Here is a 15,869-nt window from a genome sequence, read left to right as displayed (position 1 = left end):
TTTCGGAATACAAAAACACAAAAAACCCTTGGGAACCAAGGGTTTAAATTCTTTCATATGGTGGAGCATAGCGGGATCGAACCGCTGACCTCTACACTGCCAGTGTAGCGCTCTCCCAGCTGAGCTAATGCCCCATTATGTACTCGATAGCAAGTTACCGCCTCAGTGACTTAAGTATAGCACACCTTTCTATTACAATGCAAGCGAAAAAAACGGAAAAAGTTTGGCTGTACTGTCCCACATTCGGCGGTGAGTGGAGTCGCCCCAGACATCCCTCCTTCATCAAAAAAGGTGCCTCCTGATCGAATAATCGACCATGGAGGCACCTTTCCTTCTATCATCGGAATAAGATGCTAGAAAATCTATTCCGTTCTTGCTTATCGCACCGTCACCACAATCGGCGTTCTCATGCCGCCGTAGCTAACGTAAATCGTCGCTTTACCCGACCCTGTCGCCTTGATGACACCGTCTTTCACGTCTGCAACCAAGAGGCGCGAAGTGGTCCACAGGGCTGGCTTCGTGACGTCTGCCTCAGAGCCGTCTGTGTAGGTTGCAATCGCCTTGACTTGCTTCGTTTCGCCTTTGTTCATGACGATCTGGACGACATCTGTTTTCAAATACTTCAACGTATCGACGTCGACAGGGATGGAGACGCTCTTGTCGTTGTATTTGGCTGTGATCGTGGACTTTCCGTAGGCAAGCCCTTTGACCAAGCCTTTGGAAACGTCTGCTACCTTGTAGTTGCTTGTCTTCCAGTCAGCAAGGCTGGTGACGTCCATCGTGCGTCCGTCTGACAAGGTGGCGGTCAGCTTGATTTGCACGCTGCTGCCATTTGATTTCAGGCTGACAAAGCGCTTGTCCGCTTCCAGCTTGGTGACGATTCCCACTTCCACCGGAAGGGTCACAGACTTGCCGCCGTATTTGAAGGTGATGGTGGCGCGGCCGTTGGCAAGGCCTCGTACTTTGCCGTTTTCCACATCGGCTACCTTCAGGTTGGACGAGGTCCATTCGGCGGTTTGAGACACGTCAACGGTTGCGCCCGAGCTGTCTGTCGCCTTCAACTCCACTGCCACGGTATCATTGACGTTCATAATCACCAGGCGCGGATTGACGGTCAAGGTTTGCGCCTGATCGACCTCCACGGAAATGGTCACGCTTTTGCCTTCAAACGTACCAGTGATCGTGGCTTTTCCGGAACCGACAGCGGTAATTTTACCCGCGTTCACTTCGGCTACCGCACCGGAGGAGGTGGTCCATGTCGCCTGGTCATTGATGTTGTTCTTGACTGTGCCGTCCGCGTAGGTGGCGGTCAGCTTGACTTCCTGGCTGGCGCCTTTGCTCAGGACCAGCGACTTTTTGTCCACGGTCAGCGATTGCAGTACGCCGATGGATACCGGAATGTTGATCGTGCGTGTTCCATAAGTCGCTGTGATGGTTGCAGCCCCTGTGGATACGCCTGTTACCAGTCCCTGGCGCACAGTGGCAACTGCCGGAGCGCTGGATGTCCAGGTCACTTTTTGCGTCACATCTTGGCTTGTTCCGTCAGGGAAAGCAGCCGTTACGGTTACTTGTTTGACATCTCCTGCCTGGATCGCGACTTTGGCCGGGTTGGCGGTCAAGCTTTGCGGTACATCCACGTCCACGACCAGCGCAGCTGTCTTCCCGCCGTATTTGGCGGTCAAGGTCGCTGTCCCTGCCTTGTAGGCGGTAATGGTTTTCCCGCTGGCAAACACGATGTCCGGGTGATCCGAAGACCATTCCAGCCTGTCGGTCAGATTCTCGCTCTGGCCGTCGGCAAAAAAGGCTTTCACAATGACATTGTTGCCATTTGGCGCACTTCCGATTTCCACGCTTTTGCCGCTTGCCATCGTCAGGTAGGACGGGATGATGTCCAGCGAGCGCGGTACTTCTACATCCACCAGAATTTGCACCGTCTTGTTGCTGTATTTGGCGGTGATGATGGCTTCGCCTGAAGCAACAGCATGAATTTTTCCGTTGCTGTAGTACGCAACGTCTTCGCGGTTCGAAGACCACTCTGCCTTGTCATTGACTTCTACAGGCGTAGTCGAGTTGACATAGGTGGCTTCCAGCTTCACCGGCTTGTCTTCTCCCACCTTCAAAAATACGCTCTGGGGAGTCGCTACCAGTCGTTGCGTATTGTCGACATCAACCTTGATCGTTGCCGTCTTGGTGCCGTATTTGGCGGTGATGGTAGCCGAGCCCGGACTGTATGCCGTGATCGTCCCTTTCAGCGCATCGGCTACGGCCGGATTGTCCGAAGACCATTCGGCTTTTGCTGCTACATCGTTATCCTCTGGAGTGTCATCCGGGAAGATCGCTAGCAGTTTGATTGTTTCCGAGCTTGTCGCAGCGTTTCCGAGAAGCAGGGACACTTGTGTCTTGCTCGGAATGAGACGGTGAGCGATTTCCACGCTGACCTGTACGCTCGTCGTCTGGCTGCCGTACTTGGCCGTAACGGTTGCCGTACCGGAGCTCAAGCCTCTGATCTTGCCGTTGATGACGGTCGCAACTGCCGGGTTGTCGATGGACCAGTCGGCTTTTTCTGTGACGTTTTCAGGTCCGCCTTCGCTGTAGTAAGCAGTCAATTCAACTGTTTTCTCTTCCCCGATCCGGGTGTTGACGGACTGCTGATTCAGCGACAGCGCCTTTACCTTTTTGGTGACGGTTACATTGACGATTGCGGTCTTGCCCATGTATTCCGCAGTAACTACGGCGTTTCCGACCGCCTTGGCTGTGATTTGTCCCGAGTAGACGTTAATCACCTTGCCCTGATCCGGGCTTTGCCAATTCGTCTTCACCGTAACATCTTCCGTTTTCCCGCTCTCATAGATGGCCGTCGCCCCCAGGGAGACAGTATCGCCCAACTCTAGCGTTACCTCGTTTTTGGTCAGTACCAGGCGATTGATGACTTCTGCAGCCAGTCCAATTCCTGCGCTCCCGGTTCCCACAAATAGCAGGATGGCCAGAAACAAGAGCATCGTTTTTTTCCAGAACATTGCCAGCCTCCCTCGCAAGTATGAAATTTGCTGTTTTTCGAAACCATCTCACCCTTACTATATCGGCATTTTTCAGAGATAATTTACCAGTTTTTTATGTCGGTCATGTGTCGAGACGTGTAACTTGCCACCTGCTGCAACGTCAAAATAAAGAGAATGATCGAGTATTAACTCGAAAAAGCAAGACGAGGGAGCACGGAGAGAATGAATAAGAGAAGAAAACGGATGCGGAATTTTTTTCCGCGAAAAGGGCTGCAAGCGCTCGCCGTCGTCGTTCTGCTCGGCGGACTCTGGGTGGGCTATCATTGGCAGCGAATTGAGCAAACCGCCGGACAGGCTGTCCCCCGCCACGCCGATGTCGGCATCGTGCTGGGTGCTGCCGTCTGGGGAGAAAGTCCGGGTCCCGCGCTGCGCGAGCGACTGGAGCAAGCTGTCCGGCTCTATCAGGATGGCTATGTGTCTACCTTGCTTGTTACAGGCGGGCTGGGCGAAGGAAAAACGAAAACAGAAGCAGAGGTCAGCCGGGACTATCTGGTTGCCCACGGCATCCCGGCAGAGCACATTCTCCTGGAGGACAAATCCACCAGTACATACGAAAACCTGCTGTACGGCCAGCAGGCTTTCGACGACTATCGTATGCACCATGTGTTGATTATCAGCCACGACTACCATTTGGCCCGCGCGATGACCATGGCCGAATCGCTTGGGTGGAACGCCTCTGCCGTCGGCGTCCGGTCGCAGGTCCTGTTCGGGCCGTACCACCGGGGCAGGGAGGTACTCGCGCTCACCTACTGGGAAGTCTCGCAGTTTCTCTCGCTAGCTGCCCGCTCGCTGATTCTGGCGGCGGATTTCGTAGACGTCCACGAAGTGGCGAATCCGCTCCATGATCCGCGCCGCCTTGGTCTGCTCAATCCGGTTGCCATTTGAGATGGACAGATGCTCCTGCAGCTCCTCCAGCGAGTAGTTCGAGGTAAACAGCGTCGGCAAATGGTTGTTCGCCCGCTGGTTCAAAATAACGCCCAAAATCTCGTCCCGAACCCACGGCGTCAGGTTTTCCGCCCCGATGTCGTCGAGGATGAGGACAGGGACTTCCTTGAGCAGCTCCAGCTTCCCTGCGTACGATTGGTCCGAGATCGAATCTTTCATCTCGCGGATAAAATCGGGAACATAGACTAGCAGGGAAGCGACATTGCGCTCGGACAGCTCGCGGCCGATCGCTCCCATGATGTAGCTTTTCCCGACGCCAAACGGGCCGTGAAAATACAGCCCCTTGACCCGCTCGCCCGTACCTACCTTTTCACAAAAACGGATCGCCGCCTCCACCGAGGCCATATTGTCCGCGTCGATGACCATCCGTTCAAAGCTCGCGTTCATCGTCTCTTCGGATACATAGTAGCTGCGCATCAGGCGGCGGCGACGCACCTCTTCCTCATGCGCAAGCTGCTTGGAACAGGGCGTAATCGAGCTGACGATGTTGCCGTGAGCCACCTCAAGCCGGGTGCTGTGCCCCTTGACCAGGTTCGGACACTCTGCAAGGCCGGGACAGCGCTCGCACCAATACTGCTCCTTGACTGCCGTATAAATGCTGGAGAGCGAGCGAAGGTAATCGTCTCGGGTCAATGCCGGGTGCTCCGCCTGAAAAGCTTTCAAATACGCGGACGAACGGAACATTTTATCCAGTTGCTGATCGGGTGTCAGCAGGTTGCGCGGGGTTCGCTTGGCAAGCTCCTGCATGAACGCGCTGATAGATTCCATATTTCCTCACTCCCCTTACTTCCGTTTTCGCAGTGCTTCCAGCCGCTTGTGCAATTCCGGAAAATCGTGAATGGACTGTCCCTTGGAAACGCCCGTCGCAGACTTTTCCTGCGACAACTGCCACTCCACCGAAGCAGGCAGCTTGTCCTGCAAAATCGCCCGGCCGTTTCGTCTCGCCGGAGTCGCTTCCTTCTTCGCTGTTTTTGCTTTTTCAGCCGATGGCGCCCGCTGCTCGGAACGCTCCACAATTTGCTTCACGGCTTCATCCACGGTGGCAATCCGCTTCGCTTTCCAACTGTCGCGAATTGTCTCCATGTACGCTTTCGGCAGCTCCATCTGCTTGCTCGCGAGCGTGTGCAAAAGCAGCGCATTCACGACTTCCGGCGGCAAGCCGTCTGCAAACACCAATGTCTCCGCACGCTCCAGATACACCTTGCTCACGCGGCCGCCCACGACCTTTTCCAAAAGCGCCAGTGGAGAAAGCAATCGGCAGGCGCGCACAAACGCTTCGCTGCCCGGTTCAGGCAGTCTGCCCGTTCCCCAGTCGTCATCCAGCGCGGTTGGAGCAAAATCGCTTCGATACAGCTTCCCTTCCGTGTAGCGCTGCATGAGCCGTTTGCGAAGCACCTCTCCGTCCAGACTGCGGTCCGCCTTGTACAGTGTCCAGTCGCGCAGTTCCTGGCCCATCCCCCAGCTGTCCAACTGATAAAAATGGCAGAGCGAAAACAACAGCTCCATGCTTTTGCCTTCCAGCACTTTGGCGGCATCCGCGTTGTCCGGCAAGTACAGCCGCAAAGACGACACGCTCAGCGAGTGAGTCACCTGTGCTTCGAAGCTGGACTTCAGCGCGGCCTGCGGCAAGCTTGTCTCCATCTCGCTCAAAAAGCGCTCGCGCTCCGAGCCTTTTTTCACTTCCAACTCGGACGGTTTCAACGATTGGAAAACTTCATGAAAATCTTTGGTGATATTTTCCACCACCGAATATTCCTCTGCCAGCTTGCTGCCCAGGACATCTGCATACTGCTGCCGCAGTTGGGCGTAGCGAACGTTTTCGATTTTGTTGAGCAGCATCAGCGAGAGGACGTAGTCAGCAAAAAACTCTCCGGGTGCAAGCGGAGGTTTCAGCAAATACTCGTAGTAGTAATCGCGCTGCTGGTTTTCCCGGCGGCGCACTTCGACAAGTCCGATGGCCTCCAGACGTTCACGCGCATCCAGCAAACGATCCAGGGACAGCGAAGACGCGAGCATGAGACTGCGATGGGTTCCTTCCGCTGAGGCTCCGCTCGCTTCCTGCACGCTGTGGACAAGCATTTGGTAGAGGGCGTACGATTCGACGCCAATGATCGGCAAGTACAACTGCGTGACAAAGCCCATTTCCGAAAAGCTGAGAGGTCTTGCCAGCCGCACCAGATAGCGATCTTTTGGCAACAATTCGTTCCAGACTAAACGGCGCATCAGATCTTTCCTTCCTGACAAAATTCGATTCTATTATTATAGCATGGCAAACGGATGGGCGTAGAAAAATAACTGGAAAGCAAAATAGCCCCGGCGAAATTCGCAAGAGCGTGAGGAAAGTCCCTATGCAATTTTTCTCTTACTCGTTTGACACCGAAGACTGGCTGCCCTTCGCTTGCGCCAGAAGCTCCTCCAGCTCTTTCATGAATACATTAATATCTTTGAATTGGCGATAAACGGAGGCAAAACGGACATAAGCGACTTCATCGACGTGATACAGACGCTCCATGACCTTTTCTCCGACATCGTTGCTCTGAATCTCCGCCTGGCCGCAGCTGCGCAGCTCTTTTTCAATGTCGTTCACCACGTTTTCCAGCACTTCCAAAGGAACTGGCCGCTTCTCGCAGGCGCGCACCAGACCGCGCATCACCTTTTCCCGGCTGAACTCCTCGCGGGTGCCGTCTTTTTTCACGATCAAAAGCGGAGTTTCCTCGACCACTTCAAATGTCGTAAAACGTCGTTCGCACGATTCGCATTCCCGGCGGCGACGGATCGATTTATTATTGTTAAACGGACGTGAATCCAGGACTTTAGTCCCATTATATTCACAAAATGGACAGCGCATTTCAGCTTCAACTCCAATATTGACAATACATGTCTACAGTGTCCCTCATATTCCGGTCAGAAGTCAAGTCAATCCTTGTACCTATTTAAAGCATCCGTCGATTGGAGTAAAATATGGATACTGTTGGAGGGATTGTAATGCGCTTAGTTTCTTTACGACACGTCCAGCCGGGAATGAAGCTCGGCCGTACCGTTTTCACTGAAGACGGCAAAGTGCTGCTTGGCACCGGTATGCAACTGACCGAGCGTTTGATTTCCGGTCTTCAACGATCCGGTATCGACGCCATTTATATTGACGATCCGCGTACGGAAGACATTGTGGTGGAGGACGTCATTCGCCCGCAGACCAGACAGGTTGCCGTGGAAGTCATTGAAAAGACGATCAAGCAGATCACCAATTCGAACAAGCTCGCCCGCAAAATCTCCTTGAAAGAAATGGGCCTGCATTTTCAGCAAGCTTTCAGCTCCATTTTGGATGACCTGATGCAAAATGAGCAGATGGTCGGGCACCTGACTACGATCTCTTCCCACTCCCCATCCCTGTACCATCATTCAGTCAACGTTTCGGTACTCGCAACGGCAGTCGGCATGTCGCTCGGCTACAACCGAACCCAACTGATGAACCTTGGCATCGGGGCGATGCTGCACGATATTGGCAAGGTCAGTTTGCCGGAAGAGCTTTTGCAGAAAAAAGAGCGCTGGAATGCCGAAGAGCAAGAGCTGGCAAAACAGCATACAACGCTTGGTTTCAACCTGCTTCGCAAGCAGCCGGACATTTCCCTGTTGTCTGCACACATCTGTCTGCAACACCACGAACGGCTGAACGGGAGCGGCTATCCACAGGGCCTGGTCGGGAAGCAGATTCATGAGTTTGCCCAGATCGTCGGCCTTTGCGATATTTATGACTCATTGACCTCTCCGCGTCCGTGGCGCAAGCGCTACATGCCGCAGGATGCTGTCGAATACTTGCTCGGTTCCGGTGGCCACCTCTTCGAACTGCATCTGGTGAACGCCTTTATCAAGCACATCGCGATTTTCCCGATCGGAAGCAGCGTTGTCCTCAATACGGGCGAGACAGGGGTAGTCAGTCGCGTTGACCCGGACTATACCCATCGGCCGACGATTCGCATCTTGAAGGACGGCCGCGGCAACGATGTCGTCACTCCGTACGATCTCAACCTGAAGGAAAACATCAAGCTGTTTATCGTCGGTTTTGAAGACGATCAATTGTTCAACTTGAATACCTTGTCTGAAGCTTCTTCCTGAATGAACAAGACAGTGTGAAAAATCCGGCTTCGCCTTTTTATGGCGAAGCTTTTTTTGCGAAATAAAGTCAACACGACAAAAACCCCTTTGCCTTTTGGAGCGGGCCAAGGGGTTTGATTCATCCGATTTAGTTGACGCCAGCAGCTGTTGCTTCTTTTGCCTTTGGCTGGTTGTACATTTCCGATACGTGGCGAACCAGGTCGACGACGCGGCAGGAGTAGCCCCACTCGTTGTCGTACCAAGCGATGACTTTCACCTGGTTGGTTCCCATGACCATCGTGGACAGACCGTCGACGATGGAGGAGTTGTCGTTGCCGTTGAAGTCGCTGGATACGAGCGGCTCATCGCAAAATTCGAGGTAGCCTTTCATGCTGCCTTCGCTCGCTTCACGCAGCACGCGGTTTACTTCTTCGACGGTAACAGGCTTTTTCGTGTTGATAACAAGGTCCACAACCGATACATTCGGTGTCGGAACACGCAGCGCAAAGCCGTTCAGCTTGCCGTTCAGCTCAGGCAATACTTTGCCTACCGCACGGGCAGCACCGGTAGTCGTCGGGATGATGGACTCGCCAGCGGCACGCGCGCGGCGCAGGTCTTTGTGCGGGTTGTCGATGTTTACCTGATCGTTCGTGATCGAGTGAATGGTTGTCATCAAGCCTTGCTCGATGCCGAATGCATCGTTGAGCACTTTTGCCACCGGAGCCAGGCAGTTCGTGGTGCAGGAAGCGTTGGACACGATATGATGATTCGCATGGTCGTAGATGGAATCGTTTACACCCATGACGATGGTAACATCTTCTTCCTTGGCCGGAGCGGTGATGACCACTTTTTTCGCTCCGCTTTGCAGGTGCTTGCCAGCGCCTTCGCGATCCTTGAATTTGCCAGTCGCTTCCACGACGATTTCCACACCCAATTCGCCCCAAGGCAGCTTGAGCGGGTCACGGTCGGAAAGGACAACCGTCGCTTTGCCGTCTACGATGATTTTGTTGTCTTGCACTTCCACTTTATTTGGCAGGCGTCCATGAATCGTATCGTATTTCAGCAAGTGCGCAAGCGTCTCCGGAGGATAGCTGGCATTGATCGCTACGATTTCAATGTTGGGGTCCTGAATAGCGCGGCGGAATACCATGCGCCCAATACGGCCGAAACCATTAATACCAATTTTGATTGTCATAATTAGAAACCCCTTTCGCAATTGAGTTACGCTCATTCGTTACTTTCATTATAATAAGTATAACACAATTATCAATGTGTTTTACTAAAAAATAAATATTTGGACGATTCTCCCCTCCTATTGATTGTTCGGCTTTTTTATTAGTGTGCCCCAATCCAAGACAAAAGCCGCTCTCCCTGCATGGAAAGCGGCTTTTACCTCAATTGGAAGTCATATATGCGCTTGTAACGGTCATGATAATAGAGGACTCGCTGCACGTATTGGCGCGTCTCTCCGAACGGAATGTCTTCAATCGTCTCACGCTGCCCGCTCCATTGTTCGTTTTTTAGCCAGTCGTTCACTTTTCCGGGACCGGCGTTGTAAGCGGCGATGGTCTTGATGAGATCGCCTTCGTAGCGGTTCAGCAAAAAGTTCAGGTACCACGTCCCGATCTCGATATTCATGACCGGATCGTACAGGTACTGCTCATTTTGCGGACGGAATTTGGCCTGTTTGACGATCCACTCCGCCGTATCCGGCATGATCTGCATCAAGCCGACCGCTCCCTTTTTCGAGACGCGGTCTGTGTGAAAGCCGCTCTCGGAACGGATGACGGCCAAAATCAGATAAGGGTCTACATTGTATTTGATCGCTGCTGTCACGATTTCCTGCTGATACTTGATGGGGTACATCCATTTCCACACCATAGGCGTGCCTTGCAGCAAAAAAACGCTCAGCAATACGAGCAGAATGAATGCTGCGCGTTTGCCTGGTCTCATGATCGCTGCTCCGACCTGATTGCAGCAAGAAGCGCATCCACCTGTCGCTCCGTCTCTTCCCGGGAAAAGGAGTTGTCGATCAAAAAGTCAGCCTGCAGCTTCTTCTGTTCGATGGGAAACTGGGCGCGCAACCGCTTTTTCGCCTGCTCTTCTTCCAGTTCGTCCCGCTCGATCATCCGCGCAAGCTGCATGTCGTACGGCGCGTAGACGACGACAATTTTATCGACCATATGCTGCAGCTTGCTTTCAAACAACAGCGGAATGTCCATGAACACGATCTCAGCTCCGTTTGCCTTGGCTACTTCCGCCTCTTCCCGCATCACGCGTCGCACCTCGGGATGGACGATGGCGTTCAGCTTTTGACGCTCGGACTCGTCTGAAAACACGATTTCCCCAAGCCCTTTTCGGTCAATTTGACCGTCTTCCAACAGGATGTCTCTTCCAAAATGACGCACAATCGCTTCATACGCCGGCTTGCCCGGCTCCACGACCTCTCTGGCAATCTGATCCGCGTCAATGACCGGAATCCCGCGCTCCCGCAGCATGCCGGTCACTGTGCTCTTGCCAGTGGCAATCCCGCCCGTCAATCCTAAGATCATGCCCAGCCTCCTCTCATGGAAAAAATTCACTTTTTCTGACACAGCGGGCAAATGTGCGTTCCTCTGCCCCCCACCACAAAACGGACAATTTCGGCTCCGCAGCGGACGCAGGGCTCATTTTTTCGCCCGTAGACCAAAAGCGATTGCTGGAACATCCCCATTTCGCCCTGCCCGTTCACATAAGACTTGATAGAGCTGCCCCCTTGCTCGACTGCCTCGGACAAGGTAGCGACGATGCTCTCATGCAGACGGTCGACCTCTTTGCGAGTCAATTTGCCTGCCGGCTTCTCGGGGTGAATCCCTGCCTTAAACAGTGACTCGTCCACATAAATATTCCCCAGCCCTACGATACATTCCTGGTTCAACAGGAGCGGTTTGATTTTTGTTTGCCTGCCTGCGAGCAGCTTGCGCAGGACGTCAGGGGTAAAGCTGTCCTCAAGCGGCTCTACCCCCAGCTTGGCAAGCGGTCCTGTAACCGTCTCCTGGCCTTTTGGCAAAAGATCCATCGTCCCGAACTGGCGCACGTCCCGATAGCGCAGCTCGGTCTGATCGGTGAAGTGAAACACGACATGCGTATGCTTCTCGACAGGCTCGTCTGCCTGGTACAACCCGTATCTTCCTTCCATCCGCAGATGGGAAATCAGCACGTCCTGATCCATGAAAAACTGGATGAACTTGGCCCGCCGCGCAATCTCCCGGATCGTCTGGCCCGCAAGCTGGGCCTTGAACGCTTCCACGTCATCCGGCTGGCGAACGATCCGGGGCAAATGGACACTGACCCGTTCGATCGTTTTTCCCAGCACCAGTTTGCGCAATGTGCGGACGACGGTTTCCACCTCTGGCAACTCCGGCATATGCCTCCCCCTCTCGCTGACAGTCTTCTCTTTTTTTTCGTGTTCGGCGGCCTGCCTACTTGGCGTCGTACCAGCTTCGTCCGTCGCTCACGTCCACTTTGAGCGGAACATCGAGGGCAAGCGCCCCTTCCATGACTTCCGGCACGAGCTGGCGCATGATCGCAAGCTCGTTTTCCGGCACTTCAAACACAAGCTCATCGTGCACCTGCAAAAGCATCCGGCTGGACAGCCCTTTTTGCTCCAGGCTCTCCTGCATGCGGATCATCGCCAGCTTGATGACATCGGCAGCCGTTCCTTGAATCGGCGTGTTCATGGCCGTGCGCTCCGCAAAGGACCGCAAGTTGAAGTTGCTGCTGCGAATGTCCGGCAAATAGCGGCGGCGGTGCAACAGTGTCGTCACGTAGCCGTCCTGCTTCGCCTGCTGGACAATCTCGTCCATCCAGCGTTTCACGCCGGAGAAGACAGAGAAGTAGCGCTCGATAAACTCGGCGGCTTCCTTGCGGGTGATGTTCAGGTTTTGCGACAAGCCGTAGTCGCTGATGCCATAGACGATTCCGAAGTTGACCGCTTTGGCCTGGCGGCGCATCAAGGAAGTCACTTCACTCTCGCTCACTCCGAATACGTCCATCGCGGTGCGCGTATGAATGTCCATCCCTTTGCGGAAGGCGTCGATCAAGTTTTCGTCTCCGGAAATGTGGGCCAAAATCCGCAGCTCGATCTGCGAGTAGTCCGCTGCCAGCATGTACCAGCCGTCCTCGGACGGGATGAACGCTTCGCGAATTTTGCGGCCTTCCTCCATGCGGATCGGGATGTTTTGCAGGTTTGGCTCCGTGCTGGACAGACGGCCTGTCGCAGTCGTCGCCTGATTGTACAACGTGTGCACCTTGCCCGTCTTCGAATGAATTTCTTTTGTCAGCCCTTCGATGTACGTCGAGCGCAGCTTCCCGAGCTGGCGGAAGTTGAGGATCGCCTCGATAATCGGGTGGTACGGGGCCAGCTTCTCCAGCACGTCTGCACTGGTGGAAGGTCCCGTCTTCGTTTTTTTGATGACAGGCAAGGCCAGCTTCTCGAACAAAATTTCTCCCAGCTGCTTGGGCGAGTTGATGTTGAACGCCCCACCTGCCAGGTCGTAAATTTGCGTCGTCAGGTCAGCCAGCTTTTTGTCCAGTTCCTCGCCCATTTGCACGAGACGCGCGCTGTTGACCTTGACCCCTTGCTTTTCCATGCGTGCCAGCACCATGCTGAGCGGCGCTTCCAGGTCGCGCAGCAGCTCCACCATTTCGTTTTCCGCCAACTGCTCGCGGATCACCGGGACGCTCTGCCAAATCGCCGCAGCCTTGTGCGCCGCATGTTCGCTGAGCACGTCCATTTCCGGCACGAGGCGCTTGGCCCCTTTTCCGTACACCTCTTCGTCAGACAGCACCCGCACCTGGGCGTACTGGGAGGCGATGCTGTCGAGCGTCGGATTGCTTTCCGAAGCGTTGAGCAGGTAGGAGGCGAGATAGACGTCGAAGCTGATTCCTTTTACTTCCAGTCCATGCCATGCCAGCCCTACGGTTTCGCGTTTTCCGTCAAACGCCCACTTCTCCTTGGCAGGGTCGGCCATCCACGCACAGAACGCTTTCCATTCCCGCGCTACGTCCCACGGAACGAACAGCACCGTCTCTTCTGCTGCCAGTCCAAAACCGAGAATCGGAGCGTGGTGGTAGTTCTCGCCGTCCATCTCAATGTACAACGCCATCGGGGAGGTCAGCTTGTCTGCGTACTTGTCCGCATTTTCCTCTGTGACCACTTCGAATTCAAAAGGCTTCGCCGAAGTCTGTCCGCTTCCTTCTGCTGGCTGCGTCACCTTGATTTTGGAGAGAAGCGACTTGAACTCCATCTTTTTGAAAAATTCGCTGACAACGGCTCCGTCGTAGCCGTTATAGGCTGTCTCATGTACGTCCAGCTCGACTGGAGCTTCGCGCAAAATCGTCGCCAGCGCCTTGCTCATGTTGGCCTTGTCCACATTTGCGCGCAAGTTTTCCTGCAGCTTCTTGCCGGAGATGCGGTCGATGTTTTCCAGCACCTTTTCCACGGAACCGTACTCGTGCAACAGCTTCAGGGCCGTCTTCTCGCCGACGCCGGGCACGCCGGGGATGTTGTCGGACGAATCGCCCATCAAGCCTTTCAAGTCAATGATTTGCAGCGGCGCAAGGCCGTATTTTTCCTGAATTTCCTGCGGGGTGTACAGCTCGATTTCACTGACGCCTTTGCGGGTCAGCGCGACCGATACGTGATCGGACACGAGCTGGAGCATATCCTTGTCCCCGGTAATGACGGTTGTTTTCCAGGCCTGTGCATCTGCATGCCTGGTCAACGTGCCAATAATGTCGTCCGCCTCGTAGCCTTCCAGTTCAAAATGCTTGATGGAAAAGGCGTCAAGCAGTTCCCGGATGAGCGGAAACTGTTCGGACAGCTCCGGCGGCGTTTTGCTGCGCCCGCCTTTGTACTCGGCGTACTCGCTGTGGCGGAAGACGACTTTTCCCGCGTCAAACGCAACCATCATGTGCGTTGGCTTCATTTCCTCCAGCACGCGAAGCAGCATCGTGGTAAACCCAAGGACTGCGTTCGTGTGCAGTCCGGCTGACGTGGACAACAAAGGGAGCGCATAAAACGCCCGGTTGGCTACGCTGTTTCCGTCAATCAACACAAAATGACTCAAGGAATCCGACCCCTCTCGTGGCAAAACTACTATCTTTTATCGTAACATAGGGCGATCGCCTAAGCCAAGCCGCAGATGATGCGGGTAAACACGGATGCGGTTGAACAGACTATGAAAAAAATGGACAAGGAGGCGATCCTGTGTATTTGCTGAAAAGACTTCCGCTCGTACTTGCTATCCTGCTTTTTTGCTTCCCTCTATCGTGGGCAGCGGCCCAAGGCGACACCGCTTCTCCTTTACCGCCAAAACCGAAAAATCTGGTGGCCTTTGTCATCGACGATTTTGGCAACAACATGGCAGGAACAGAGGAAATGCTGAATTTGCCCGTGCCGCTGACTGTCGCGGTCATGCCGTTTATGCCAAGCACGAAGCAGGACGCGGAGCTTGCCCACAAAAAAGGGCACGACGTGTTCGTCCACATGCCGATGGAGCCTGTCAAGGGCAAACGCTCGTGGCTCGGGCCAGGTGCCATTACGACCGATCTGTCCGATGAAGAAATTCGCCAGCGGGTCGAAAAAGCGATTGACGACGTGCCACACGCCATCGGGATAAACAACCATATGGGCTCCAAGGTGACGGCTGACGAGCGCATTATGCGAATCATCATGAGTGTGGTCAAAAAGCGCGGTCTCATATACCTGGACAGCAAGACGACAGACAAAAGCGTGGCAGGCAAAATCGCTGCGGAGATGGGCGTGCCGTACCTCGAAAATCGGGTTTTTCTTGATGACGAATACTCGGTCCCGCACATCACCAGACAGATGGAAAAAATATGCAAGTTGATCGACAACCACCCGCTCTGCATCGCAATCGGGCACGTCGGGCCGCCGGGCAAAAAAACAGCCTCCGTTCTGCGCCAGTACATCCCGCGGATTCAGAAGGAGGCCGAATTTGTGACCATTTCCCAGCTTATTCGTCAAGTCGGCCATTGATCTGTTGAATCAATGGCTCTTGCCACCAGCTTTCATCTGTTGGCGTGTCCATTTTCAGATTGCCTGTCAGGATCACGTACGCGCTCACGGCCTCTTTGATGGCCTGAGCGATTTTTTCTTGTGACGCAGGATTGGTCAGCATTGCACGGTCAGAAGCGTTGCTGATAAACCCCATCTCCACGATGACCGACGGACAGTAGCTGTGCCGCAGCATATAGTACGTCTTGCCCTTCACCGGCTTGATGTTCGTGTTCGCCATCCGATTCAGCGAGTCTTGCAGCAAGTCGGCAAGCATAAAGCTCTGTTCATTGCTCTGGTAAATCACGACAGGTCCGCGCTGCCTTGTGTCACTCGACCAGTTCACATGCAGGCTCAGCATCATTTGCGGCACGATTTCTTTCGCCAGGTTTTTGCGCTGGGCCAGATCGCGGAGATGCCGGGAGCGAATGCCCAGCCAGCGGTTGTCGTCGCTAAGCGCGATGTCTTCGTACCGATTCAGCGCTACGCTGAACCCTGCCCTGGTCAGTTGCTCGTACAGGCGCTTGGCGATTTGCAGGTTGATGTCTTTTTCATACAGGTTGCCGTAAGAGGTGCCGGAGTCCACCCCGCCGTGGCCGACGTCGATCAGAATGTGGATGGGGGTCAGCGGGATCGCTTCTGTTCGGGCAGGCATGCACACGAGCAAGAGCAACAAAACGACGATGCGAAAAAAAGAATGCAAGTATCTCATG

13 protein-coding genes and 1 tRNA gene are annotated in these 15,869 nt (G+C 54.3%); 3 read left to right on the top strand and 11 right to left on the bottom strand.

From position 1 onward, the window contains the following. Positions 1-58: 58 nt before the first annotated feature. Together EDM57_RS11045 and EDM57_RS11040 are read right to left on the bottom strand one after the other, a co-directional pair. Positions 59-134, bottom strand: a tRNA-Ala gene (locus EDM57_RS11045). A 243-nt stretch (positions 135-377) separates the two neighbouring features. Further along, on the bottom strand, positions 378-3,017 hold the full coding sequence (locus EDM57_RS11040) for an Ig-like domain-containing protein (RefSeq protein WP_122904820.1): 2,640 nt from the start codon (positions 3,015-3,017) through the stop codon (positions 378-380). A 204-nt stretch (positions 3,018-3,221) separates the two neighbouring features. On the opposite strand from EDM57_RS11040, the gene EDM57_RS11035 reads away from it, so the two are divergent. Further along, complete coding sequence (locus EDM57_RS11035) at positions 3,222-3,944, top strand: YdcF family protein (RefSeq protein ID WP_122904819.1); 723 nt, start codon at positions 3,222-3,224, stop codon at positions 3,942-3,944. Here the strand turns inward: EDM57_RS11035 and dnaI are convergent. The 3 genes from dnaI to nrdR all read right to left on the bottom strand — a co-directional run bounded on the left by dnaI (position 3,834) and on the right by nrdR (position 6,852). Further along, positions 3,834-4,772 carry a primosomal protein DnaI gene (dnaI, locus tag EDM57_RS11030; RefSeq protein ID WP_122904818.1) on the bottom strand — a complete coding sequence of 313 codons (939 nt, stop codon included), beginning with the start codon at positions 4,770-4,772 and terminating at the stop codon, positions 3,834-3,836. The two genes, EDM57_RS11035 and dnaI, sit on opposite strands and share 111 nt — an antisense overlap. 15 nt (positions 4,773-4,787) lie before the next feature. Next, positions 4,788-6,227 (bottom strand): replication initiation and membrane attachment family protein, encoded by a 1,440-nt coding sequence (locus EDM57_RS11025; protein ID WP_122904817.1) that lies wholly within the window; start codon positions 6,225-6,227, stop codon positions 4,788-4,790. A 139-nt stretch (positions 6,228-6,366) separates the two neighbouring features. After that, complete coding sequence (nrdR, locus tag EDM57_RS11020) at positions 6,367-6,852, bottom strand: transcriptional regulator NrdR (protein WP_122904816.1); 486 nt, start codon at positions 6,850-6,852, stop codon at positions 6,367-6,369. A gap of 137 nt (positions 6,853-6,989) precedes the next feature. Here nrdR and EDM57_RS11015 point away from each other — a divergent pair, with 137 nt between their 5' ends. Next, on the top strand, positions 6,990-8,117 hold the full coding sequence (locus EDM57_RS11015) for an HD-GYP domain-containing protein (RefSeq protein WP_122904815.1): 1,128 nt from the start codon (positions 6,990-6,992) through the stop codon (positions 8,115-8,117). Between the two features lie 127 nt (positions 8,118-8,244). Here the strand turns inward: EDM57_RS11015 and EDM57_RS11010 are convergent, their stop codons facing one another. From EDM57_RS11010 to polA, 5 genes are all read right to left on the bottom strand, one after another. Then, positions 8,245-9,291 (bottom strand): glyceraldehyde-3-phosphate dehydrogenase, encoded by a 1,047-nt coding sequence (locus EDM57_RS11010; RefSeq protein WP_122904814.1) that lies wholly within the window; start codon positions 9,289-9,291, stop codon positions 8,245-8,247. A gap of 194 nt (positions 9,292-9,485) precedes the next feature. Continuing rightward, entirely contained in the window at positions 9,486-10,049 is a 564-nt protein-coding gene (locus EDM57_RS11005) for a lytic transglycosylase domain-containing protein (RefSeq protein ID WP_122904813.1), read from the bottom strand. Next, positions 10,046-10,648, bottom strand: coding sequence for a dephospho-CoA kinase (gene coaE / locus EDM57_RS11000; RefSeq protein WP_122904812.1), 603 nt, complete (start codon positions 10,646-10,648; stop codon positions 10,046-10,048). The genes EDM57_RS11005 and coaE overlap by 4 nt, the downstream gene beginning before the upstream one ends. A 26-nt stretch (positions 10,649-10,674) precedes the next feature. After that, positions 10,675-11,502: a DNA-formamidopyrimidine glycosylase gene (gene mutM, locus EDM57_RS10995; protein ID WP_122904811.1), complete on the bottom strand. Its 828-nt coding sequence runs from the start codon at positions 11,500-11,502 to the stop codon at positions 10,675-10,677. Positions 11,503-11,557: 55 nt separating this feature from the next. Beyond that, the gene (polA, locus tag EDM57_RS10990) at positions 11,558-14,206 is read right to left on the bottom strand and encodes a DNA polymerase I (protein ID WP_122904810.1); all 2,649 of its coding nucleotides are present in this window, start codon (positions 14,204-14,206) and stop codon (positions 11,558-11,560) included. Positions 14,207-14,346: 140 nt separating this feature from the next. On the opposite strand from polA, the gene EDM57_RS10985 reads away from it, so the two are divergent. Beyond that, entirely contained in the window at positions 14,347-15,138 is a 792-nt protein-coding gene (locus EDM57_RS10985) for a divergent polysaccharide deacetylase family protein (protein WP_122904809.1), read from the top strand. On the opposite strand, the gene EDM57_RS10980 is transcribed toward EDM57_RS10985, so the two are convergent. After that, entirely contained in the window at positions 15,116-15,868 is a 753-nt protein-coding gene (locus EDM57_RS10980; RefSeq protein WP_122904808.1) for an N-acetylmuramoyl-L-alanine amidase family protein, read from the bottom strand. The two genes, EDM57_RS10985 and EDM57_RS10980, sit on opposite strands and share 23 nt — an antisense overlap. Between the last annotated feature and the right edge of the window lies 1 nt (position 15,869).

The organism is Brevibacillus gelatini (genome assembly GCF_003710935.1).
Classification (GTDB): domain Bacteria; phylum Bacillota; class Bacilli; order Brevibacillales; family Brevibacillaceae; genus Brevibacillus; species Brevibacillus gelatini.
The sequence above is the reverse complement of the archived record's forward strand: the minus strand, read 5'-3'. Positions and strand labels throughout refer to the sequence as shown.

Coding starts and splice junctions, on each gene's coding strand:
- EDM57_RS11040 (WP_122904820.1), bottom strand. CDS start 3,017: ATGTTCTGGAAAAAAACGATGCTCTTGTTTCTGGCCATCCTGCTATTT.
- EDM57_RS11035 (WP_122904819.1), top strand. CDS start 3,222: ATGAATAAGAGAAGAAAACGGATGCGGAATTTTTTTCCGCGAAAAGGG.
- dnaI (WP_122904818.1), bottom strand. CDS start 4,772: ATGGAATCTATCAGCGCGTTCATGCAGGAGCTTGCCAAGCGAACCCCG.
- EDM57_RS11025 (WP_122904817.1), bottom strand. CDS start 6,227: ATGCGCCGTTTAGTCTGGAACGAATTGTTGCCAAAAGATCGCTATCTG.
- nrdR (WP_122904816.1), bottom strand. CDS start 6,852: ATGCGCTGTCCATTTTGTGAATATAATGGGACTAAAGTCCTGGATTCA.
- EDM57_RS11015 (WP_122904815.1), top strand. CDS start 6,990: ATGCGCTTAGTTTCTTTACGACACGTCCAGCCGGGAATGAAGCTCGGC.
- EDM57_RS11010 (WP_122904814.1), bottom strand. CDS start 9,291: ATGACAATCAAAATTGGTATTAATGGTTTCGGCCGTATTGGGCGCATG.
- EDM57_RS11005 (WP_122904813.1), bottom strand. CDS start 10,049: ATGAGACCAGGCAAACGCGCAGCATTCATTCTGCTCGTATTGCTGAGC.
- coaE (WP_122904812.1), bottom strand. CDS start 10,648: ATGATCTTAGGATTGACGGGCGGGATTGCCACTGGCAAGAGCACAGTG.
- mutM (WP_122904811.1), bottom strand. CDS start 11,502: ATGCCGGAGTTGCCAGAGGTGGAAACCGTCGTCCGCACATTGCGCAAA.
- EDM57_RS10980 (WP_122904808.1), bottom strand. CDS start 15,868: ATGAGATACTTGCATTCTTTTTTTCGCATCGTCGTTTTGTTGCTCTTG.